The 21,387-nt window shown below is 61.8% G+C and carries 18 protein-coding genes; 9 read left to right on the top strand and 9 right to left on the bottom strand.

The features are described from left to right. Positions 1 to 10 precede the first annotated feature (10 nt). Both parC and J3P94_RS24875 read left to right on the top strand, forming a co-directional pair. Positions 11 to 2,275, top strand: a complete 2,265-nt coding sequence (parC, locus tag J3P94_RS24880) for a DNA topoisomerase IV subunit A (protein WP_305497226.1) — start codon at positions 11 to 13, stop codon at positions 2,273 to 2,275. 177 nt (positions 2,276 to 2,452) lie between these two features. Next, complete coding sequence (locus J3P94_RS24875) at positions 2,453 to 3,157, top strand: PqiC family protein (protein WP_305497225.1); 705 nt, start codon at positions 2,453 to 2,455, stop codon at positions 3,155 to 3,157. Positions 3,158 to 3,393: 236 nt separating this feature from the next. On the opposite strand, the gene J3P94_RS24870 is transcribed toward J3P94_RS24875, so the two are convergent. Continuing rightward, on the bottom strand, positions 3,394 to 4,911 hold the full coding sequence (locus J3P94_RS24870) for an AhpA/YtjB family protein (protein WP_434570017.1): 1,518 nt from the start codon (positions 4,909 to 4,911) through the stop codon (positions 3,394 to 3,396). 133 nt (positions 4,912 to 5,044) lie between these two features. On the opposite strand from J3P94_RS24870, the gene serB reads away from it, so the two are divergent. After that, on the top strand, positions 5,045 to 6,259 hold the full coding sequence (serB, locus tag J3P94_RS24865) for a phosphoserine phosphatase SerB (protein WP_434570016.1): 1,215 nt from the start codon (positions 5,045 to 5,047) through the stop codon (positions 6,257 to 6,259). A 177-nt stretch (positions 6,260 to 6,436) separates the two neighbouring features. On the opposite strand, the gene J3P94_RS24860 is transcribed toward serB, so the two are convergent. From J3P94_RS24860 to J3P94_RS24835, 6 genes are all read right to left on the bottom strand, one after another. After that, positions 6,437 to 8,197 carry a molecular chaperone gene (locus tag J3P94_RS24860; protein ID WP_434570015.1) on the bottom strand — a complete coding sequence of 587 codons (1,761 nt, stop codon included), beginning with the start codon at positions 8,195 to 8,197 and terminating at the stop codon, positions 6,437 to 6,439. A gap of 129 nt (positions 8,198 to 8,326) precedes the next feature. Further along, a complete protein-coding gene (locus J3P94_RS24855) occupies positions 8,327 to 8,905 on the bottom strand; it encodes a serine acetyltransferase (RefSeq protein WP_434570014.1) in 579 nt (192 codons plus the stop codon). Continuing rightward, positions 8,895 to 10,115, bottom strand: coding sequence for an O-antigen ligase family protein (locus tag J3P94_RS24850; RefSeq protein WP_434570013.1), 1,221 nt, complete (start codon positions 10,113 to 10,115; stop codon positions 8,895 to 8,897). Before J3P94_RS24850 ends, J3P94_RS24855 begins: the two co-directional genes overlap by 11 nt. A gap of 98 nt (positions 10,116 to 10,213) precedes the next feature. Further along, complete coding sequence (gene asd, locus J3P94_RS24845) at positions 10,214 to 11,074, bottom strand: archaetidylserine decarboxylase (protein WP_434570012.1); 861 nt, start codon at positions 11,072 to 11,074, stop codon at positions 10,214 to 10,216. Between the two features lie 19 nt (positions 11,075 to 11,093). After that, the gene (locus tag J3P94_RS24840; protein ID WP_434570011.1) at positions 11,094 to 11,909 is read right to left on the bottom strand and encodes a rhodanese-like domain-containing protein; all 816 of its coding nucleotides are present in this window, start codon (positions 11,907 to 11,909) and stop codon (positions 11,094 to 11,096) included. A gap of 42 nt (positions 11,910 to 11,951) precedes the next feature. Beyond that, entirely contained in the window at positions 11,952 to 13,490 is a 1,539-nt protein-coding gene (locus tag J3P94_RS24835) for an HDOD domain-containing protein (RefSeq protein ID WP_434570010.1), read from the bottom strand. 167 nt (positions 13,491 to 13,657) lie between these two features. Between J3P94_RS24835 and motA the strand changes: the two genes are divergently transcribed. Next, entirely contained in the window at positions 13,658 to 14,509 is an 852-nt protein-coding gene (gene motA, locus J3P94_RS24830) for a flagellar motor stator protein MotA (RefSeq protein ID WP_305497215.1), read from the top strand. A 3-nt stretch (positions 14,510 to 14,512) separates the two neighbouring features. Next, positions 14,513 to 15,559: a flagellar motor protein MotB gene (gene motB, locus J3P94_RS24825; RefSeq protein ID WP_434570009.1), complete on the top strand. Its 1,047-nt coding sequence runs from the start codon at positions 14,513 to 14,515 to the stop codon at positions 15,557 to 15,559. A 219-nt stretch (positions 15,560 to 15,778) separates the two neighbouring features. On the opposite strand, the gene rsgA is transcribed toward motB, so the two are convergent. Then, complete coding sequence (gene rsgA / locus J3P94_RS24820; protein WP_217861119.1) at positions 15,779 to 16,810, bottom strand: small ribosomal subunit biogenesis GTPase RsgA; 1,032 nt, start codon at positions 16,808 to 16,810, stop codon at positions 15,779 to 15,781. Between the two features lie 109 nt (positions 16,811 to 16,919). On the opposite strand from rsgA, the gene orn reads away from it, so the two are divergent. Next, the gene (gene orn / locus J3P94_RS24815) at positions 16,920 to 17,462 is read left to right on the top strand and encodes an oligoribonuclease (protein WP_305497212.1); all 543 of its coding nucleotides are present in this window, start codon (positions 16,920 to 16,922) and stop codon (positions 17,460 to 17,462) included. A gap of 232 nt (positions 17,463 to 17,694) precedes the next feature. After that, the gene (locus J3P94_RS24810) at positions 17,695 to 18,306 is read left to right on the top strand and encodes a trimeric intracellular cation channel family protein (RefSeq protein WP_305497211.1); all 612 of its coding nucleotides are present in this window, start codon (positions 17,695 to 17,697) and stop codon (positions 18,304 to 18,306) included. Here J3P94_RS24810 and queG read toward each other — a convergent pair. After that, positions 18,288 to 19,367, bottom strand: coding sequence for a tRNA epoxyqueuosine(34) reductase QueG (gene queG / locus J3P94_RS24805; protein WP_434570008.1), 1,080 nt, complete (start codon positions 19,365 to 19,367; stop codon positions 18,288 to 18,290). The two genes, J3P94_RS24810 and queG, sit on opposite strands and share 19 nt — an antisense overlap. Before the next feature lie 63 nt (positions 19,368 to 19,430). Between queG and J3P94_RS24800 the strand changes: the two genes are divergently transcribed. Continuing rightward, positions 19,431 to 20,930 (top strand): NAD(P)H-hydrate dehydratase, encoded by a 1,500-nt coding sequence (locus J3P94_RS24800; RefSeq protein WP_434570007.1) that lies wholly within the window; start codon positions 19,431 to 19,433, stop codon positions 20,928 to 20,930. Then, complete coding sequence (tsaE, locus tag J3P94_RS24795; protein WP_434570006.1) at positions 20,918 to 21,385, top strand: tRNA (adenosine(37)-N6)-threonylcarbamoyltransferase complex ATPase subunit type 1 TsaE; 468 nt, start codon at positions 20,918 to 20,920, stop codon at positions 21,383 to 21,385. The genes J3P94_RS24800 and tsaE overlap by 13 nt, the downstream gene beginning before the upstream one ends. Positions 21,386 to 21,387: the final 2 nt, after the last annotated feature.

Raw genomic sequence — 21,387 nt, 5'->3', positions numbered from 1 at the left:
TGAGGCCCGCATGAGCGACATTCTTGCAGACAGCTTGGACGGCGTAGAGCGCCGATCGCTGGCTGACTTCACCGAAAATGCCTACCTCAATTACTCCATGTACGTGATCATGGACCGCGCCTTGCCGCATATTGGCGACGGTCTGAAGCCGGTCCAACGGCGGATCATCTATGCCATGAGTGAGCTGGGGCTGGACGCTGATTCCAAGCACAAGAAGTCGGCGCGTACCGTTGGTGACGTGCTCGGCAAGTTTCATCCCCACGGAGACTCGGCCTGCTATGAAGCCATGGTGCTGATGGCCCAGCCGTTCAGCTATCGCTACACGCTGGTGGACGGCCAGGGTAACTGGGGTGCGCCGGACGATCCCAAGTCCTTCGCGGCCATGCGGTACACCGAGGCGCGCCTGTCACGCTATTCCGAAGTGCTGCTCAGCGAGCTGGGCCAAGGCACCGCGGACTGGGGACCGAACTTTGACGGCACCCTCGATGAGCCCTTGGTTTTGCCGGCACGTTTGCCGAACATCCTGCTCAATGGCACCACCGGCATTGCCGTGGGCATGGCCACCGACGTGCCGCCGCACAACCTGCGAGAAGTCGCCACAGCGTGCGTGCGCTTGTTGGACGAGCCGAAAGCCACGGTGGAACAGCTCTGCGAACATATCCAGGGCCCGGACTATCCGACCGAAGCGGAAATCATCACGCCGCGTGCCGATCTGCTGAAAATCTATGAGACCGGTCGCGGTTCGGTGCGCATGCGCGCCGTCTATCACGTTGAAGACGGTGACATTATCGTCACCGCGCTGCCGCATCAGGTTTCCGGGGCTAAAGTCCTCGAGCAGATTGCCGCGATGATGCAGGCAAAACCGTCGAAAGCGCCGCAGGTTGCTGACTTGCGCGACGAATCCGACCACGAGAATCCCTGCCGCATCGTGATCATTCCGGTGAACAGCCGGGTCGATCACGACGCTCTGATGCAGCACTTGTTCGCCAGCACCGATCTGGAATCCAGCTATCGGGTGAACATCAACATCATCGGCCTGGACGGCAAGCCGCAGCTGAAAAACCTGCGGGCATTGCTCGTGGAATGGCTCGAGTTCCGGGTCAAGACGGTGCGTCGGCGCCTGCAATTCCGCCTGGACAAGGTCGAGCGTCGCCTGCATCTGTTGGACGGCTTGCTGATTGCCTACCTCAACCTCGATGAAGTGATCCACATCATCCGCACCGAGGAGCATCCCAAGGCCAGCCTGATCGAGCGCTTCGCCCTCAGTGAAATCCAGGCCGACTACATCCTCGACACGCGCCTGCGCCAACTGGCCCGCCTGGAAGAAATGAAGCTGCGTGCCGAGCAGGATGAATTGCTCAAGGAACAGGCCAAGCTGCAAGCCTTGCTGGGCAGCGAAGCCAAACTGAAGAAACTGGTACGCACCGAGTTGCTCAAGGACGCCGAAACCTACGGCGATGACCGTCGTTCACCGATTGTCGAGCGTGCCGAGGCCAAGGCCTTGAGCGAGCACGACCTGTTGCCGAACGAGAAAGTCACCGTTGTACTGTCGGAAAAAGGCTGGGTGCGCTCCGCCAAGGGCCATGACATCGACGCTGCCGGGCTTTCCTACAAGGCCGGGGACGGCTTCAAGGCCTTGGCGCCGGGGCGCTCGAACCAGTTCGCGGTGTTCATCGACTCCACCGGGCGCAGCTATTCGGTGCCGGCCCACACCTTGCCATCGGCGCGTGGCCAGGGTGAACCGCTGACCGGACGATTAACACCTCCGCCGGGTGCAACTTTTGAATGTGTGCTGATGCCTGATGATGACGGGCTGTACGTTATCGCGTCGGACGCCGGCTACGGGTTTGTCGTCAAGGGTGAAGACCTGCAAGCCAAGAACAAGGCGGGCAAGGCGTTGTTGAGCCTGCCGAACAATGCCAAGGTCATTGCCCCGCGCCCGGTCAGCGATCGCGATAACAACTGGCTGGCTTCGGTGACAACCGAAGGTCGGTTGCTGGTGTTCAAGATCAGCGACCTGCCACAGCTTGGGAAAGGCAAAGGCAACAAGATCATCGGGATTCCTGGCGAACGGGTGGCGAGTCGCGAGGAATTTGTCACGGATATTGCAGTGTTACCTGAAGGTGCCACGCTTGTGCTGCAGGCTGGAAAGCGTACGCTTTCACTGAAAGCGGACGATCTTGAGCATTACAAAGGTGAACGCGGTCGGCGGGGCAACAAGCTTCCAAGGGGTTTTCAACGGGTGGATGCACTGCTCGTCGAAAACCTCAATTGACCGTGCTAGAGGGCTCGGTCTGCGATTAAAAGCCGCAGATCGGAACTTTGGCGCTGGAGTCGGAACGCATATTCACGGATGATAGGCCCTTTCAAGCGCCGGCGTGGCCGAGCGTTCTTCATAATGACCGAGTATTTTCACTGTGGTAAGCCTTGTGGCTGCCACCTGGACGGAACGATGACTGCTCTGCGCCTACCTATTTTGTGGCTCGCCGGCCTGCTTGGCCTGGCGGGCTGCAGCATGCACCAGCCGGTGTCGCTGTATCAGCTGGACAGCGGTACCCCGGCCCAGCCTGCGCAAAGCACAGGCATGGCGGTTTTGCTGGGCCCTGTATTGATTGCCGACTACCTGCAACGCGAAACTCTCCTGCAACGCCAACCGGACGGCAGCCTGCAAGCCGCCACGGACGGTCGTTGGGCCGGCAGCCTGTCCTCGGACATCGACCAGCTGCTGCTGCGCCAGGTCGCCGGTCACCTGGACAGTCAGCGCGTGGTGCTGGCGCCGGCTACCCAAGGCTTCACCCCGGATGTGCAGGTCCTGCTGTCGATTACCCGCCTGGACTCGGGTGAATCCCAACCGGCGGTACTCGATGCTCAATGGCGGTTGATTGACCGTCGCGGCAAGGTGCGTGAGAACCGCATCGTTCATCTTCAAGAGCAACACGCCGGCACCACGGCGGCGCAGGTTCAGGCCCAGGGTGTGCTGCTGCAACGACTGGCCGAACAGCTGTCCGTCTCGCTCAAGCCGCTGGCCAACCAGCCTCCTATCGCTGAAGTTCCACGCAAGCCCGCTCCCGCCCCGGCCAAGCCGGCAGGAAAGGAAAAGGACAAGATTCCGATGGCCCTGCCGATTCGGACGGACATGGAAGTGTTCCGGTTCTGACGGTTGGTATGGATGCAAGACAAAGCCCGCGTTGATGCGGGCTTTGTTGTTTCTGCTCTTTGGATTTGTGGCGCCTTTCCCGGCCCTTTCGCGAGCAGGCTCGCTCCCACAGGGGGAGGGCGGCAAGCCACAGATCCGGTGGGAGCGAGCCTGCTCGCGAAGAGGCCATCGAAGCCAACAAAAAAGCCCGCGGACAATCACTCATCTGCGGGCTTCGTTATTCCAGGCAACGGGACTCAGGCCTGGCGCTCATGCATCCGCGCCAGTTGCCGTTCCAGCATCGACGGATAAGGCTCCATCAGTCGTTCCACACAGCAGGCGCCCTCGGGGCTGGCGATCGGACGGATGCGTGCGCGTTGGCGGATCAGCGCGTCGTCATTGATCTTGCGTTCCACCAGCAACAGGTTGCGGCTGTGTTGGGAAAGGGCGAGGGCGTCCTGGGCGGTTTCGGTCAGCAGCAGGTCGATCTGGCTCAGGCCGAACAAGCCATCGCCCAAGGTCAGCCCCAGTTGCAATTGCAGGGTGATGCCGCTGTCGGCGACCTCGATCTGCAATTGATGACCCAGCGCCCGCAGCAATTCGCCGCAGCAGATGGCGTTGGTCAGGTAGTCGTCGCCGCTGTCCTCGGTGTGGAACAGCATCAGCGTGCTGCCGTCGTTCAGGGTGTGCAGTTCGCCCTGATAAAGCGATGCGGCCTGGTCGAGGCAGTCGCGATAGCGTTCGAGCAGCTCTTTCAGGCGGGCCTGGGGCAGGCGCCGCAGTTGGTCCTGGGCGCCCAGTTGCACGGCCAGTACGGCGCTGTGCTGAGGCTGGTTCGAGGCGACAGGGCGGGCGAGCGGTTGTGGTTCGCCGACAATGGAATCGTCGCGCAAATCGGCAAAGGCCTCGTCGTCATCGTCGTCTTCGACAGTGCGCACCACATGTCGCGGCGCGGGGCGAGCAGCGGGCAGCGGCGCGCTTTCGTCGAACCCCGGGTCGCGCAGGTTGCGCACTTCGAAGCCCGGCTCCGCATCGTCCTCGTCAACGTAGTCGATGTCTTCAGGTTCCGGCACGGGTTCCGGCTCCGGCGCGAAGCTGGCGTGCAGCTGCCGGGCCAGGTCGCCGATTTCATCCTGGCGCTGGGTGGCTGGCGTGTGTTCGTCGATGTCTCGCAGCCAGACGCGCAACTGCAACAGCGGCGTGGATATATGCCGCCCCAGGCGCAAGCTCAACGCCAGGGCCAATGCCAGCAGGATCGCGCTGAGGATGCCCATGCTTTGCAGGCTGATGGTCATGGGTTGCTGGAACTGGTCCATGTCCAGGCTGATGCGCAGTTGGCCGGCGGTCACGTCCTGGAAGGTAATCTTGCTCTGGTACATGCCGCCGGTTTCGCCGAGCAAGCCTGGCTTGGGACGCTGGCCGGCCTCGGCGAGGATGCGGTTGTCCACGCTGTAGATGGCGGCGTGGGCCACCAGCTTGTTCTTGGTCAGGTTGTTGAGCAGCACATTGAGGCTGAGGATGTCGTTGGACACCAGCAGCTCGGTGGCGGACGTGGCGGTCTGGGTGGTCAGGCTTTCGCCCAGGGCATCCGCCTGCTCGTGCATGGCCTGCTTGAATTGCAGGCCCATCACGCAGGCATAGATGACCAGGGCCAAGGCGACCAGGATCACGTTATGGCTGGCAATGCGCAATGCGATCGGCACGCGGCGATGGCGCAATGCACGGAAGATCAGCAGGAAGAAGTTGTCGGTTTTGACTGGCGTGGGCCGGTTCACTGAGCTCGGCTCTTTGTCCGTGAAATTGACACGCAGTATAGCGACAGCCCCATGACCGGCAAAGCACTGGCGGTGCCCGATGGTCACTGAATGTGGGTAGAATGCGGTTTTTTTCCACCTGCGGGGGTGCGCCTTGCGCGAAATCGTCCTGATAAACATCACTGGCAGCGACCGTCCGGGTCTGACTGCAGCCATTACCGGTGTTCTGGCCCAGGGTGGTGTGAACATTCTCGACATCGGTCAGGCGGTGATCCACGACACGCTGTCGTTTGGCATCCTGGTTGAAATCCCGGACGCCGAACACAGCAAATCGGTGCTCAAGGACATCCTGTTCACCGCATACAAGCTTGATCAGCAGGTGCGTTTCACCCCGGTGTCAGAGGAAGATTACCAACAGTGGGTGGCTGGCCAGGGCAAGAAACGCCATATCGTGACGCTGTTGACCCGCAAGGTGACCGCCGAGCAATTGCAGCGTGTCAGTTCGATCACTGCCCAATACGGCTTGAACATCGACCATATCGACCGACTGTCCGGGCGCATGCCGCTGGATACTCCGGCCGATCAAGGCAAGGGCTGCATCGAATTTTCCGTACGCGGCGAACCCGCCGATCCCCAGGCTTTGCGCGCCGAGTTCCTCAGCGTGGCGCAGGAGCTGAACGTTGACATCGCCTTCCAGGAGGATTCGCTGTTTCGCCGCAACCGTCGCCTGGCGGTGTTCGACATGGACTCGACGTTGATCGAAGCCGAGGTCATCGATGAGTTGGCCAAGGCTGCCGGCGTCGGCGACAAGGTGTCGGCGATTACCGAGCGGGCGATGGCCGGCGAGCTGGATTTCCGCGCCAGCTTCAAGGAGCGCCTGGCGTTGCTCAAAGGCCTGGATGTCAGTGTGCTCGACTCGATCGGTGCCTCGTTGCGCCTGACCGAAGGCGCCGAAACCTTGTTCGCCGAGCTCAAGCGCCTGGGTTACAAGACCGCCATCCTGTCCGGCGGCTTCACTTATTTTGCCAAACAGTTACAGGCCAGACTCGGCATCGACTACGTGTTCGCCAACGAACTGGAAGTAGTGGATGGCAAGGTCACCGGCGTGGCTGTCGAGCCGATCGTCGATGCCCAGCGCAAGGCGGACTTGCTGCGTGAGCTGGCCGCGAAAGCAGGCCTTCGCCTGGAGCAGACCATCGCGGTCGGTGACGGCGCCAACGACTTGCCGATGCTTGCGATCGCCGGGCTGGGCGTGGCGTTCCGGGCCAAACCGCTGGTCAAGCAATCAGCCAGGCAGGCCATTTCGACCTTGGGGCTGGATGGGGTGCTGTACTTGCTGGGCTTCAGGGATCGCGACGGGCAGGTTTGAGCCCGGCATCGATTTCCCAGGCATACGCTCTTGTGGCGAGGGAGCTTGCTCCCGCTCGGCTGTGAAGCAGTCGTAATCCAGGCGACGCGTTATTTCAGATACATCGTGTCGCTCGGTTTGGGGCCGCTGCGCAGCCCAGCGGGAGCAAGCTCCCTCGCCACGGGAGCTGGTCGCTTTCTAGAGTGACTTCCACAGCGAATCAAAATCGCCTTCCTGGTCACTGCCATCCCCGCCGGTGCCTGCGTCTTCGGGGTGATAAGCGAACTGATTGAAGCTGTGGGTGCTGGTCACGCGCCGATCCAGCGAGGCCCGTCTTTCCTGTCCGTTGGTATTGATCAACACTCGCTGGCCTTCCTGGAAGGGCAGGCGCGGAGCGATCATCGTGGGCGGCAGGTCGATCGCGCTGATTTCCGGCAGCAGCAACCCCCGCAGGTAGTGGCCTTGCTCGTTCTGCTCGCGCGCCAATTGCACGCCGCAAGGCTGGGCATGGGGAGCTACCAGTTCAATGCCCATTTGCATCGCACCATTGCGCACCTGCCGGATCCAGCGGACCACGGCGATACTCCAGGCCTGGTCGCTGGTGTCACGAATCCCGACCATCTCCCCGGCCTGCAATTGCTCCGGCACTTCCTTCGGCCAGCCGAGGCAGTACCCACCCGGGCTGTGATTGATGATCGGCAGCTCAAAGGTCGGGAAATGATGCTGGTTGTCGGAACTGGCGCCGTCGTCATCGGCCGGGTTGACCGGATACTCGATTTCCTCGTAGGGCAAGAGGTCGCTGTCGCCGGCTGGCGCGGCGTCGAACGCCTGGTTCCAGGTGTCGTTGGTTTTGGTCGGCGAGGCCTCGAATCGGGCCTTGCGCAGGGCCGGGTTCTTCAGGATTTCGCTGAAGGATCGTTCGCCCCCAAGGTAATAGTGCAGCGCGCTCATGCCCACGCACAGGGTCAGCGTGCCGTTGCCTTCGGTGCGTTGGAAGCTGCGTTCGGCGGCTTCGCCCCAGGCCGCTTGCAGATGATGCAAGGTGTCGGCACTCATGCCGGCAGGTACCGCCAGGGACGAGTCGCCAGGTTGCGCCAGGTGAGCGCTGATGGCACGCACCAGGGGCTGGGGATCGAACCCCTGTAGGCTCGGTTGCTGTTCGGCGCGAAATTTGGAACGATAGCGCGGCCCTACATCCAGTTGCGGTGCGACGGCAAACAGGCTGCCGGCGGTGACGGCCGGGTCGAGCTTGACGCTCTGGCTCCACGGCTCCAGCACTTCGGCCAGCCGGGCGATCTGGCTCTGGCGTAACTGGTTGCTGCGCGACGCGCCCAGCAGCAGGGCGACGACGTAGGTCTGCTCGGCATTCAATTGAGGGACCTGGCTGGCCAGCTCATCGCCAACGCTGAGGTGCTGCAATCGGTGCTGACAGGCGATCCGGTACAGCTGGTGCAAATCGAGCCATAAACCTTCAGGCACGGGGCTGTATAGCTGGCTGGCTCGCAACAGCGTGCCGTCGAGGGCATGTATCGCCCGTTGCAGCGCTGTCGCCAGCAGGCGCGCCCGGTCCTTGGTGAATTTTGGCGAGATACGCGCAACGATTTGTTTGTATCCCATCGCCAAATGAGTCTGCAGGGCCTGGCTCAGGTTGACGATCTTGCGCGAGCGCTCATCCAGCACGATGGCCTGTTGCAGGAAGTGTCGCTCCAGGTGCTTGCAGACGTAATAAACCTCGGGCCGCAGCAGTTCGAGCAGCTGCAAGCGATTTTCACTCGGGGTGAGCAACTGGTTCAGTTCACCGAGGGCCTGGTACAGCAGGCGCGCGGTTTCACCGATGTTGGCCTTGGGCAGGTTGCCGATCCAGCGCTTGAGGTCGCGTGGCGTGGCATCGCAGAAGGACAGGCGCGACTGGGTCGGTGTCGAGACGCGCAGTAACTGGAGAGGGCTGGTCTCGTTCATGCCGTGGATGGGCTCCGGCGGGAAATGAAGGGAATGTTCCAACTCTAGCAGGTGTGGGCAAAAGATCATGCTGCGGCGACACCTGGCGCCATGCGGCGTACAAGACCGCCGCAGGGCCGGTCGGCCACGCTAGCTTTGCAGGCGGCCCATTGACTGGGGGTCGTAGGCTTTCATTTCGCCGACGCTGCGGGTGATGTACAAGTGGTTGGCCGGGATACTTTTGTTGACGAAGGCGCCAGCGCCGACGATCACGTTGTCGCCCAGCTCCAGGTCGTCTGAAATGATGCAGGCATGGGCGTGTACCCTGACGCCGTCACCGATACGCAAGAGCGCAGTTTCGCTTTGGCCCTTGATGCCCAGCGTGCAGTTCTGCCAGATCCTGAAGTCTTTGCCGATAACGGCGTGCGAGGTGATGACGATTCCATTCGGGTGCGCGATCCACAGCCCTTCTCCGATGGTGGCGCCGAGCATGATTTCCACATTGAACTGGCGACTGATTCGCTCGTTCAGCAGCTTGCCGCGCCGTCTCCAGAACTTGCTGTCCTGCTGATGCATGGCGTAGGCCAGGCGAAACCAGAACAGGTAGCGGTACCGGTTGATGCGCTGGCACTTCTGGTAAAGCCGGCGCCATCTGAACGGTTTGTCCAGGCCACCAAGGATTTCGATATGCCAGTAGCGTTTGGCTGACCGGAAAATATCAATGAGCATCGACAGCCTCTTTGCAAGGTGCAGGGCCTGGTAGGAAACGCTGGGAAAGAATGATCCCGACAGGGAGCCAGAAGACGATCCAATAGACCCCAGGCCTGTTGAATACCGTGTGGTAGTCGAACATGGCCGTTACAAGGCCAAAGATGAGCAGCGGCAAGCCGACCGACCCCAAGGGATGAGACCAGGTCTTTCTGTCGATCGAGTACCTGAACACATGAGTAACAGCCAATAACAGCAACGTTGCGCCTATGACTCCGAATTCGTAAAAGAACTGAAGAAACAGATTGTGGACCTGGTTGAAGCACTGCGCCTCGAGGATGCAGATATCAAAGTTGCTCCCCGCACCGGCCCCGAATAGCCAGAACTCTTGGATGCGGCTCAGCCAGCCGGCCCAAATCAGGTCGCGTAGGCTGAATCCACGACTTTGCTGGTCGATAATGACCGGCCATAACCATGCAATTGCCACCAGAAATAGAGCGCCTGTGAGATATAGCCATTTTCGCGTTCGTGGTGTGTGGTGGAGAACAATGCTGGTGCAGACAGCCAGGCCATACCCAAGCCAGACGGCCCTTGAAAGGGTGCAGAACAGGTACAGCGACAGGCCTGCCACGCATGCCATGTAAAAAACTCTGAGCCATGGCCCGCAGGGTTTGGTCAGCAAGAGGTGGAACCCGTAGATGCCAAAAAAGCCGTAGTACAGCGCAGCGATGATCGGGTTCTTGAAATTCGCGTAGTCGCCATACCCCAGGTTGAATAAGCGTCCACCCATGAAAAAGATGTTCTGGTCTTGCTGTACGAAATGAATCAGCAGGCCTGCGATTGCAAAGAGTCCTGCCACGGCGAAGGCAAACGTGAGGCTTTTTTCAAGCAGCCCCTCTCGAGCCAGTATATGCACAGTGCCGAGGTACAAGGTCACGTACAGCACGGTTTTGAACTGCGAGAAGGCGGACGTCGTCGAGCCGGAGTTCAGGAGCGCGATCAGCAATGAGAAAGCCAGCATCAGCAGGACCGGCCAATAGCACTTCTGCACCAGGCTTTGGCGCAGGCGTGCGTCGACAATGCACAAAAGCAATGCAGGCAGGAACAGGCTCAGGTTGGAAATTGTCGTGTAGGTGCTGCCGTCGGTGATGAAAAGTAGCCCTGTCAGGTGTACGGTGAATCCGATCATCAGAACTAGCACGGTGTATCTGGTAAAAACCGAACGTGTCATACCTATTCCAGGGGCAGTGAATGGGAGCCAGGGCTGAGGTCCAAGGCGTGGGGGAAGACCGCCGGCGATGGCAGCGACCCAAGTCGCTGCCTCGGTGATCAAGCCTTGGGTAATGCCAGTCCTTGACCCATCTGCACCGGCGAGCCGGCTACCAGGTCTTCGGCCCACTTCACTTGATCCGGCCCGAACAGCACGATAGCGGTCGAACCCAGTTTGAAGCGGCCCAGCTCGGCGCCTTTTTCCAGATGAATCGGCGCACGGGCGGCTTCGTCATAACGGAAGGTCTTGAGTTCGCGCTTGGGCGGTGTCACCAGGCCGGCCCAGACCGTCTCGATGGACGCCACGATCATTGCACCCACCAGCACCACGGCCATCGGCCCGCGTTCGGTGTCGAAAATGCACGCTACGCGTTCGTTGCGGGCGAACAGCTCCGGAACGTTCTCGGCAGTGGTCTGGTTGACCGAGAAAATGCGCCCCGGGATGTAGACCATTTCCCGCAGCGTGCCGGCCAACGGCATGTGCACGCGGTGGTAATCCTTGGGCGACAGGTAAATCGTTGCGAAGTCGCCGCCCATGAATGGCGCCGCGTTGGCCGCATCGCCGCCGAGCAGTTCCAGCACGCTGAAGCTGTGGCCCTTGGCCTGGAACACGCGGCCATGCTCGATCGGGCCGAGCTGGCTGACGGCGCCGTCGGCGGGGCTGAGAATCGCGCCTGGGGTTTGATCCAGGGGGCGGGCACCGTCTTTCAGCGCGCGGGTGAAGAAAGCGTTGAAGTGCTCGTAGGCGCTCAGGTCTTCCACCAGGGCCTGGGACATATCCACCTGGTAGCGCTTGGCGAACCAGGCCGTAAAGGCGTTCTTGAACCAGCGCACGCGGCATTCGGCGATGCAGCCGGCGAGGCGCGACAGCAAGTGGTGCGGCAGCAGGTATTGGGAAAGGATGAACAAGCGGTTCTTCATTAAATGTCCTTAGGAATCTTCAAAGCTCGATCGGGGTGTCAGGGTGGTTGCCCCATTCGCCCCAGGAACCGGCGTAGCCTTTGACTCGCGGATAACCGAGCGCCTTGGCCACCAGATAGGTGAAGCCAGAGCGGTGGTGAGTCTGGCAGTGGGTAATGATTTCCTTGTCGGGCGTGATGCCCAGCTGTTCGAGGATCTGGGGCATGTCCTTGCGAATGCGCAGGTTGCGCGTCGGGTCCATGCCGGCGGTCCATTCGAAGTTCACCGCGCCGGGAATGTGGCCGCCTCTGGCCGCGACGACTTTTTCGCCGGAGTACTCCAGCGGGCCGCGTGCATCCCAGATCGCCAGGTCGGCAGCGCCGAGGCGGCCTTGCAGGTATTCGCGGGTGGCAGTGGGTTCGTCGTGCAGCTCAAGGCTCACCGGGCCTGCGCCGGGCGCGGGCATTTCAGTGGACACCGGCAGGCCCTCATCCAGCCAGGACAGCAAGCCACCGTCGAGGTAGTGATAATTCGAATGACCGATCACGTCCAACAGCCAGATGAAGCGCCCGGCCCAACCACCGCCTTCATCGTCATACACCACGTAGACGGCGTTGGGGTTGTGTCCGAGTTCGCCGAACAGCGCCTCAAGGTCGGCTTTTGCCGGCAACAGGCCTGGGGCCGGAGGCTGACCCAGTTGCGTGCGCTTGGGATCGACGAAACGCGCGCCGGGGATGTGCCCGCTGCTGTAGCGGGCCGCGCTGGTGAGGTCCACCAGAATCAGCTCGGCAGCATCGAGGCGCGGCAGCAGTTCGCTCGGTTCGATTACCAGCGGCAAGCCAGAGAAGTCAGGCATGTGAGGTCTCCTGGGGCGCAAAGGGAAAGGATTGTAGCAAGTTCAGCGGCCGCGGTTGGTGAAGCTGTGCAGGGCGCGCTCAATGCACTGCACGGTTTTACCGAACGCTTGTACCGTCACATCCGAAAATGGTCCGCCGCCCTGGTCCACCACCACCAGCATAATTACTCGACCGTTACAGGTCAGAGAGCGCAGCAGCAGGTGCTCGCCGCGAAACAGGCTGCGCAGGCCCGCTGGCAGCAATGCCGAATATTGGGCGTTGTTTTGCGGGGTCAGGCGAACCTGGGCCTGCTGGGCAAGTAATCGTTGCAAGATTTTGCTTAGGCTGATGGAGAAGCTCATGGCCGCCGCTTCCTTGGGCAAACCGGCAGTCTGATGCACGCGTACGCTGGTCTGGCTGCGGTCGGCCATCAAGATCATGACCCGGCGCATGCCACATGCCGCTAGCGCATCCCGTGCGGAGGTGGTCAGGTGCATGGCGTTGCGGAACGGGCTCGGCTCCACCAGCAACGCGGCGCATTGTTTGCGCCATTGGCTCAGGTCCTGGGCGCTGGGCGGGGCGGCGGGCAGCAAACCTGGGTGGACCCGCTTGCTGCCCGGCGGCCAGATCAGCGCCACGGCGGGATGCCAGAGGTCCGGCATGGCGTGCTGGCGCGCGCTGTTGGCGGCCTGTTGATGAAGCTGTTGCTGAATGTCGTCCATCGGCATCTGCAGATACAGGCTGGTCAGGTATTGCCAGCGGGCGCTGTGCGGGCTGTCCCAGGCCTGCTGTGCCGAAAGTGCCAGGCCGTTGGCCAGCAGCACGGTGTTGGCGGGCTGATTGAGCCAGCGCCGCAGGGTCGGGTCGTCGTCCAGGCGATTCTGTTGGCGCAGCGGATGCTCACTGTCGCGCGCAATGCGCAGCACTTTGACCAGTTCGCGACGCTCGTTGAGCAGCAGGCGATAGCCCTGCGCTACCCAGACCGGCAGGCGCCAGGTCTCCACCAATGCCAGGCAGATTTTCAGCAGGCTGACGCCGAACAGTTCACGCTCCACTTCGCCGGCTGGCTGGCCTTTATGAACGACGCGCAGCTCCCATTCCCCGAGCAATCGTGGATGAGTAAGGGCCAGCGGCCAGAGCGGTGACAGGAACAGCAGGCTGCCCCAATGGATGTCTTGCCACAGCCGCGCCAGGCGGCTGGCAAAAAAACCGTTGGCCTGTTGCGTGGCGTGCTGGCTGATCAATTGCAACTGGCGCAGGGCCAAGGGAATCTGCTGCCCCGGCAGTGAGGGCAGGCGAGCAAGCAGTTCTTCGGTGCGCTTGAGGCCGAGGCGGTTGATGGCCACCTCAAGGTTTTCCGCCGGTTCCGCCAGGGTGCCGTGCGTGTGGTGGTTGGCTTCGCGGATGACGCTCAGGGCCAGCGCGGGGCTGTCCTGCATCAATTCGGCGATGTCACGCAACGAGCGGCGACTGTCGCCAATCGCCTTGCAGACCAGGTCGTGGCTGGCCTGGGGTACCGGCAGGTGCACGCCCTCGAGCAGCTTTACCCAGCCTTCGAGGGTGGTCGGTCTTGGAGTTGGGACGTTCGTTTCGTTAGCCATGGTTGGACGTGATCATCGCATGGGGTATCTACGCCCGGAACGGGGCAAAATTGGCTTTTCGCCGGAACTGGCTATAGTCTGGCGCAGTTTTGCCGATAAGTAGAAGAAGAGATTTTTCAGCTTCCGAATATGACCTTGAACCCGACTTAAATAAGTACTTTCTATCTATGGCTAAAATTATCGGCATCATCGTCGTGTTCGCGAGCGTGCTCGGCGGATACGTGCTCTCCCATGGCAAGATTGCCGCCCTGGTCCAGCCTTTCGAGGTGTTGATCATCGGCGGTGCTGCCCTTGGTGCATTCCTGCAGGCCAACCCTGGCTATATGACAATGCATGTGCTCAAGAAATCCTTGAGCATGTTCGGCTCGCGTTTCAGCCACACCTTCTATCTCGAGGTGCTGGGGCTGGTCTACGAGATCCTCAACAAAAGCCGCCGCGAAGGCATGATGGCGATCGAGGGTGACATCGAAGACGCCGCCGCCAGCCCGATCTTCGCCAAGTACCCCTCGGTGCTGAAAGACGAGCGCATGACGGCGTTCATCTGTGATTACCTGCGCATCATGTCGTCCGGCAACATGGCCCCCCATGAGCTTGAAGGTTTGTTCGACATGGAGCTGTACAGCCTCAAGGAAGACCTTGAGCACCCGTCCCATGCAGTCAACGGCATCGCCGACGGCATGCCCGGTTTCGGTATCGTTGCGGCGGTATTGGGCATCGTGGTGACCATGGCATCCCTGGGTGAAGGCGATCAGGCGTCCATCGGTCTGCACGTGGGCGCGGCATTGGTGGGTACTTTCTTCGGTATTCTGGCGGCGTACGGTTTCTTCGGCCCGCTGGCCCATTCCCTGGCGCATGACGCCAAGGAAGAACTCAACGTCTATGAGGCCATCAAGGCTTCCCTGGTGGCTTCGGCCTCGGGCATGCCGCCGTCGCTGGCGGTGGAGTTCGGTCGCAAGGTCCTGTACCCGGCGCACCGTCCAAGCTTCGCCGAGCTGGAACAAGCGGTTCGCGGTCGCTAAGCCATGGAAAATAACCAGCCCATTATAGTCAAGCGCGTCAAGCGCATTGCCGGCGGGCACCATGGCGGCGCCTGGAAGATTGCCTTCGCCGACTTCGCCACGGCGATGATGGCGTTCTTCCTGGTGCTGTGGCTGCTGTCCACCGCGACCCCGGAACAGAAAATCGCAATCGCCGGTTACTTCAAGGATCCGATCGGTTTTTCCGAGAGCGGCACGCCGTACATCATCGACCTGGGCGGCTCGCCGGTCCTGGCGCCGGAAAATACCCTCAACCCCGAGGTCAAATCCCAGCCTCAGCCTGACAAGGCGACGGTCGACGCCAATGAGGCCGAAGGCGTGGCCGAGCAGGTCGAGCGCGAACGCCTTGAACTGCTCCTGCAGGAATTGCAGAACAAGGTTGAAGAGAACCCGGAACTGCAGAAATTCAAGGACCAGATCCTTTTCGAGATCACACCGAACGGCCTGCGCATCCAGATCATGGACGCCGATAACCGTCCGATGTTCGACTCTGGCAGTGCGCGCCTGAAGCCGTATTTCGAAGACATCCTGCTGGCCATGGCCGATACCATCAAAGCGGTGCCGAACAAGATCAGCATCAGTGGCCACACCGATGCCAAGCCTTACGTCGGCAAAGGCGACTTCGGTAACTGGGAACTGTCGGCCAACCGGGCCAACGCGGCACGGCGTGCTCTGGTAGCGGGCAGCTATCCGGATGAGCAAGTGGCGCGGGTTGTCGGTTATGCGTCTTCGGCACTGTTCGATCGCAAGGATCCGTTCAACCCGGTCAACCGCCGCATCGACATCGTGGTGTTGACCAAGAAAGCCCAGAAAGCCATCGAAGGTTCGCAGACCGACGATCCGGCGCCAGACCCGGCCCCGGGCGAGGGCGCGCCGGGTGAAGTGCCTGCATCGCCCGCCACGCCTGGCGCGGCCGCCGATCCGAACGCGCTGCCGGCGGACCAGCAACCAGTGCCGGCCCATGAGTTGCGCGAGCGCCTGAACCTGTTCGACGACGCCGCGCCGAAACCGGCGGAGCCGCCAGCGCAGTGACCCAATAAAAAAGCCGACATCGTTGTCGGCTTTTTCATGAGCACTGTTCACTAGAGACGTGCTCGCTTTTTGTGGCGAGGGAGCTTGCTCCCGCTCGGCTGCGCAGCAGTCGCAAACCGGACAATTGAGTCTTCCTGGAAAACTGCTGGGGCCTGCTTCGCAGGCCAGCGGGAGCAAGCTCCCTCGCCACAGAATGATCGAGCCTACATTGCGTGCAGGTCAGTAACTGCTTTCCGGCAAGCTCGCAATGATCGAACGGTAGCTGTTCATCCGTTGTTGATGCACGCGGCCTTCTTCCAGCGCCTTGAGCAAGGCGCAGCCGGGTTCGCGGTCGTGCTTGCAGTCGCGGAATCGGCAGGTGCCGATCAGGTCGTTGAACTCGATGAATCCGGCTTCGACATCGGCCCGGCTGACGTGGCCCAGGCCAAACTCGCGGATGCCCGGCGAGTCGATCAGCTCACCGCCGCCGGGAAAGTGGAACAGTCGCGCGGTGGTAGTGGTATGGGTGCCTTGGCCGGACAGCTCGGACAACGGCCCGACGCGGGTCTCGACTTCCGGCAGCAGGCTGTTGACCAGCGACGACTTGCCGACGCCGGACTGGCCGACAAACACGCTGATGCGCCCATCGAGTTGCTGCTGCAATTGCTCCATACCGTTGCCGTGATGGGCCGAGACTTCCAGCACCGGGTAACCCAGATCCCGATAGACCGACAGCAGGGCGTTCAGCGCCGGGGCGTTGTGTTCGTCGATCAGGTCGAATTTGTTGAGCAACAGCAACGGGCGGATGCCGGCGTGTTCGGCCGCCACCAGGTAACGGTCGATCAGGTTGGCGTGGGGCTCGGGCAGCGGGGCGAAGACAATGACGATCATGTCGACGTTGGCCGCCACCGGCTTGAGCTGGCCCCGGCTGTCCGGGCGGCACAGCTCGGTGTGGCGCGGCAGTTGCGCGACGATCACGCCGATGCCCTGGTTGCCGGCACGCCAGACCACCTGGTCGCCGGTCACCAGCGCCGGCAGGTTAGCCCGCAAATGGCAACGGAATACCTGGCCGGCCAGCTCGCCTTCCTGGGCCTCGACCTCGACCTGGACGCCGAAATGCGCGATCACCAGTCCGGTCTGCTCAGGGCCCAGGTCTCCACCCTCCAGGGCCTCGACGGCACTGGATTCACGTTTGGCTGCGCGGGCGGCGCGCTCGCCCTGGATCTTTTCGATGCGCCAGTTCTGACGACGATTGAGTTGGCGTTTGGCCATGGGTGTTCCGTATGAAGAAATGCAGCGAATAGGGTAAAACGGCGGCGAGTTTAGCACGCCCGACCGGTTGCCTAGTCTAAACTGCGCAGCTAAGCCGAGGAGCTCCCCCATGCAAAACCCGCAGAACCTGATCTGGATCGACCTGGAAATGACCGGTCTGAACCCTGACACCGACGTCATCATCGAAATGGCCACCATCGTCACCGACAGCGATCTCAACACCCTGGCCGAGGGCCCGGTGATTGCGATCCACCACAGTGATGAGGTGCTGGCCGGCATGGACGAGTGGAACACCCGCCAGCACGGCGGCTCGGGTCTGACCCAACGGGTGCGCGAGAGCAGGATCAGCATGGCCGAGGCCGAAGCCCAGACCATCGCTTTCCTGGAACAATGGGTGCCAAGGGGCAAGTCGCCGATCTGTGGCAACAGCATCTGCCAGGACCGTCGCTTCCTTTATACCCACATGAAATCCCTGGAAAGCTATTTCCATTACCGCAACCTGGATGTCTCCACGCTCAAGGAGCTGGCCGCACGCTGGGCGCCAGAAGTGCGTGACAGTTTCCAGAAGGGCAGCACCCACCTGGCCCTGGACGACATCCGCGAATCCATCGCCGAGTTGCAGCATTATCGCAAGCACTTCATCAAGTTCTGATTCAAGCGCCGAGCGCTCTTGTGGCGAGGGAGCTTGCTCCCGCTGGCCTGCGAAGCAGGCCCCAGCAGTTTTCCAGGAAGACTCAATTGTCCGGCTTGCGACTGCTGCGCAGCCGAGCGGGAGCAAGCTCCCTCGCCACAGGGGATCCTCTTAGCCAGGGTCGGCGCCGCGCCCCCTTTTGGTGCCTGCCCAAACTGGCTAGACTGCGCGCCTTCCCGCAAGGACTGCCACCATGTTGCTGATGCTGTATCTGATCGCCATTACCGCCGAAGCCATGACCGGCGCCTTGTCTGCCGGGCGGCGTGGCATGGACTGGTTCGGCGTGGTGCTGATCGCCTGTATCACGGCGCTGGGTGGCGGCTCGGTGCGCGACGTGCTGCTGGGGCATTACCCGCTGACCTGGGTCAAGCATCCGGAATACCTGGTGCTGACGACCGCGGCGGCCATGTTGACGGTATTCCTGGCGCGCTGGATGCGTCACCTGCGCTCGCTGTTCCTGGTGCTCGATGCCGTTGGGCTGGTGGCGTTTACCTTGATCGGCTGCATGACCGCGCTGGAAATGGGCCATGGCATGTTGGTGGCCTCGGTCAGTGGGGTGATTACCGGGGTTTTTGGCGGCATTCTGCGGGATATCTTCTGTAACGATATCCCGCTGATTTTCCGTCGCGAACTCTATGCCAGCGTCTCCTTCGCTGCCGCGTGGTGCTACCTGCTGTGTGTCTACCTGCAATTGCCCAGCGAGCAGGCGATCCTGATCACCCTGTTTGGTGGTTTCCTGCTGCGGCTCCTGGCGATCCGGTTTCACTGGGAAATGCCCAAGTTCGTCTATAACGACGAAGTCTGACGTTCGGCATGTTGGCGCAGCGCCCATTGCACATGTTCCTGGACCAGGGCTGACGGATAATCCTGTCGCGCCTTCAACGCCTCCAGCACGGGAATGGTCGTCGGCGCATTGCCAAGCCCCACCGCCAGGTTACGCAGCCAGCGCTCATAACCGGCGCGGCGTAATGGCGAACCTTCGGTGCTGCTGAGAAACCTGTCCTCATCCCACATGAACAGCTCGGCCAGTTCGGCATTGTCCAGGTTGTGGCGTGGCTTGAAGTCACCTTCCGCGGAGGGCCGGGCGAAGCGATTCCACGGGCAGACAATCTGGCAGTCATCGCAACCGAACACCCTATTGCCGATCAGCGGCCGCAGTTCCTCGGGGATAGCGTTTTTCAGTTCGATCGTGAGGTAGGAGATGCAACGCCGGGCATCCAATACGTAGGGACCAACGAAGGCGTTGGTCGGGCAGATGTCCAGGCAGGCGGTGCATTTTCCGCAATGCTCGGTGCCGTGGGGCGGGTCCACCGGCAGCGGCAGGTCGACGAACAGCTCGCTGAGGAAAAAATAGCTGCCGGCCTTGCGGTTCAACACCAGGGTGTTTTTGCCGATCCATCCCAGCCCGGCCTGTTCGGCAATGGCTTTTTCCAGCACCGGTGCGCTGTCGACAAACGCGCGATAGCCGAAGGGGCCGATGGCTGCCTGGATTTTTTCTGCCAATTGCTGCACGCGTTTACGGATCAATTTGTGGTAATCGCGGCCCAACGCATAACGCGAGACGTAGGCTTTTTCCGGTTCGCCAAGCAATTGCGCCATTCGGGTGTCGCCCGGCAGGTAGTCCATGCGCAGGGACACCACCCGCAGCGTGCCCGGAACCAGTTCTTCCGGGTGCGAGCGTTTGCTGCCGTGGGCGCCCATGTAATCCATTTCGCCGTGGTAGCCGGCTCCGAGCCAGCGTTGCAAGTGCTGCTCATGCTCGCCAAGGTCCAGGCCGCTGATGCCGACTTGCTGGAAACCCAGCTCGCGGCCCCAGTCCTTGATGGATTGGGCGAGGGCGGGGAGGTCTGTGGGAATGGCAGGCATGAGGCGAGAGAAACCGGAGCTGAGATGCGTATAATTCTGCCAGACATCGGAGCCCGAAGACGCATGCCGCAGACTAAAGATGAATTTCCCGACGCGCTGTACAGTGCCGCGCAAGTCCGGGCCCTCGACGCACAACTGATCGCGGCGGGCACCAGCGGCTTCGAATTGATGCAGCGCGCCGCCCGCGCCACCTGGCGAGCGATCGTCCGGCGCTGGCCTGAGGCCGGCGAGTTGACCGTATTCGCCGGCCATGGCAACAACGCCGGCGATGGCTACTTGGTGGCGACTCTGGCCCGGCGTGCCGGCTGGGCGGTCCGGGTACTGGCGGTAGGCGAGCCCCGGCGGTTGCTGGGTGATGCCGCCAATGCCCATGCCGAAGCCGTGGCGGTCGGTGTGCCGGTGGAACCTTGGTCGGATGATTGCGAATTGCGCGGTGTTCTGCTCGACGCGTTGCTCGGCACCGGGGCGAGCGGTGACGTTCGAGAACCGTATGTCCGGGCAATCGACACCATCAATGTCAGCGGGTTACCGGTCGCGGCGGTGGATATCCCTTCCGGGTTGTGTGCCGACACCGGTCGGGTGCTGGGTACCGCAGTGACGGCGGACCTGACCGTGACCTTCATTGGCCTGAAGCTCGGTCTGTTCACCGGCGATGCGGCGGATCGGGTGGGAGAGTTGGTATTCAACGACCTGCACGCGGACCCGGACCTCGTTGACGCGGCGCCGGCCGATGCTCGATTGCTCTTGCCGCATAATTTGCCGCGTCTGCCGCCCCGTGCGCCTTCAGCCCACAAGGGCAGGTTTGGTCATGTGCTGTTGATTGGCGGCGACCGCGGTTTTGGCGGCGCCATCCAGATGAGCGCCGAAAGCGCCTTGCGCAGCGGTGCGGGGATGGTTTCGATGGCGACCCGCAGCGAGCATGTGGCCGCCGCGCTGGTGCGTTTGCCCGAGGTGATGGTGCAAGGCACCCATTCGGCTAACCAGTTGATGGGGCTGCTCAAACAGGCCAGCGTGCTGGTGGTGGGGCCGGGCCTGGGCCAGGCCGCTTGGGGGCGCAGCCTGTTGTCGGCGGCGGCCAATGCGTCGCTGCCGCAGGTGTGGGATGCCGATGCGCTGAATTTGTTGAGCCATGGCGTGGTCAGTCTGCCGGAACAGTGCATCATCACCCCGCATCCAGGCGAGGCCGCGCGACTGCTGGGGATTTCCACCGTGCAGGTGCAGGCCGATCGTCCAGCGGCGGCCCACGCATTGAGCAAAAAATACCGAGCCAGCGTGATTCTCAAAGGCGCCGGTAGCCTGATCGCCAGCCCGGACGGGCGCCTGGCGGTTTGCGGTCAGGGTCATCCGGCGATGGCCACCGCTGGCCTGGGGGATGTACTCGCTGGCGTGGCCGGCGCTTTGCTGGCCCAGGGAATGGAAGGATTCGAAGCCGCGTGCCTGGCCGTCTGGCTGCATGCCAATGCCGGGGTGCAGGTCGGTCGCTCGGGCCGCGGATTGGCCGCGACCGATCTGATTCCGGCCATTCGTCAGTTGTTGGAGGAGCATTCACCGTGTCTGAAGTAACCCTGTACGTGGCGGACGAACAAGCCATGACACAATTTGGCACCCGCATCGCGCAGATCACCGCAGGCCATGGTCTGATTTTTCTCGAAGGTGACCTCGGCGCGGGGAAAACCACCCTGTCCCGTGGCATCATTCGCGGCCTCGGGCATGTCGGCTCGGTCAAGAGCCCCACGTTCACGTTGGTCGAGCCCTACGAGATCGGTGATACCCGCGCCTTCCATTTCGACCTGTATCGACTGGTCGATCCTGAGGAGCTGGAGTTTCTCGGGATCCGTGATTATTTCGAAGATGACGCCTTGTGCCTGATCGAATGGCCTCAGAAGGGTGCAGGCTTTTTGCCAAAGCCCGACCTGACCATTACCATTGGCGCGCAGAACGGCGGGCGTTCGCTGAAACTGACGCCGCAAGGCTCGCGTGGCGAGTCGTGGTGTGCCGCTCTGGCACTGGAAAACTAATT

This window comes from Pseudomonas sp. Z3-8, assembly GCF_051131975.1.
In the GTDB taxonomy this organism is placed as follows: Bacteria; Pseudomonadota; Gammaproteobacteria; order Pseudomonadales; family Pseudomonadaceae; genus Aquipseudomonas.
This window is presented reverse-complemented; position numbering and strand designations above follow the sequence as displayed.

Coding starts and splice junctions, on each gene's coding strand:
- asd (WP_434570012.1), bottom strand. CDS start 11,074: ATGAAGAACCGCTTGTTCATCCTTTCCCAATACCTGCTGCCGCACCAC.
- rsgA (WP_217861119.1), bottom strand. CDS start 16,810: ATGGCCAAACGCCAACTCAATCGTCGTCAGAACTGGCGCATCGAAAAG.
- parC (WP_305497226.1), top strand. CDS start 11: ATGAGCGACATTCTTGCAGACAGCTTGGACGGCGTAGAGCGCCGATCG.
- J3P94_RS24840 (WP_434570011.1), bottom strand. CDS start 11,909: ATGCCTGACTTCTCTGGCTTGCCGCTGGTAATCGAACCGAGCGAACTG.
- J3P94_RS24810 (WP_305497211.1), top strand. CDS start 17,695: ATGTTGCTGATGCTGTATCTGATCGCCATTACCGCCGAAGCCATGACC.
- J3P94_RS24855 (WP_434570014.1), bottom strand. CDS start 8,905: ATGCTCATTGATATTTTCCGGTCAGCCAAACGCTACTGGCATATCGAA.
- queG (WP_434570008.1), bottom strand. CDS start 19,367: ATGCCTGCCATTCCCACAGACCTCCCCGCCCTCGCCCAATCCATCAAG.
- motB (WP_434570009.1), top strand. CDS start 14,513: ATGGAAAATAACCAGCCCATTATAGTCAAGCGCGTCAAGCGCATTGCC.
- J3P94_RS24800 (WP_434570007.1), top strand. CDS start 19,431: ATGCCGCAGACTAAAGATGAATTTCCCGACGCGCTGTACAGTGCCGCG.
- J3P94_RS24875 (WP_305497225.1), top strand. CDS start 2,453: ATGACTGCTCTGCGCCTACCTATTTTGTGGCTCGCCGGCCTGCTTGGC.
- orn (WP_305497212.1), top strand. CDS start 16,920: ATGCAAAACCCGCAGAACCTGATCTGGATCGACCTGGAAATGACCGGT.
- motA (WP_305497215.1), top strand. CDS start 13,658: ATGGCTAAAATTATCGGCATCATCGTCGTGTTCGCGAGCGTGCTCGGC.
- J3P94_RS24860 (WP_434570015.1), bottom strand. CDS start 8,197: ATGAACGAGACCAGCCCTCTCCAGTTACTGCGCGTCTCGACACCGACC.
- J3P94_RS24850 (WP_434570013.1), bottom strand. CDS start 10,115: ATGACACGTTCGGTTTTTACCAGATACACCGTGCTAGTTCTGATGATC.
- J3P94_RS24835 (WP_434570010.1), bottom strand. CDS start 13,490: ATGGCTAACGAAACGAACGTCCCAACTCCAAGACCGACCACCCTCGAA.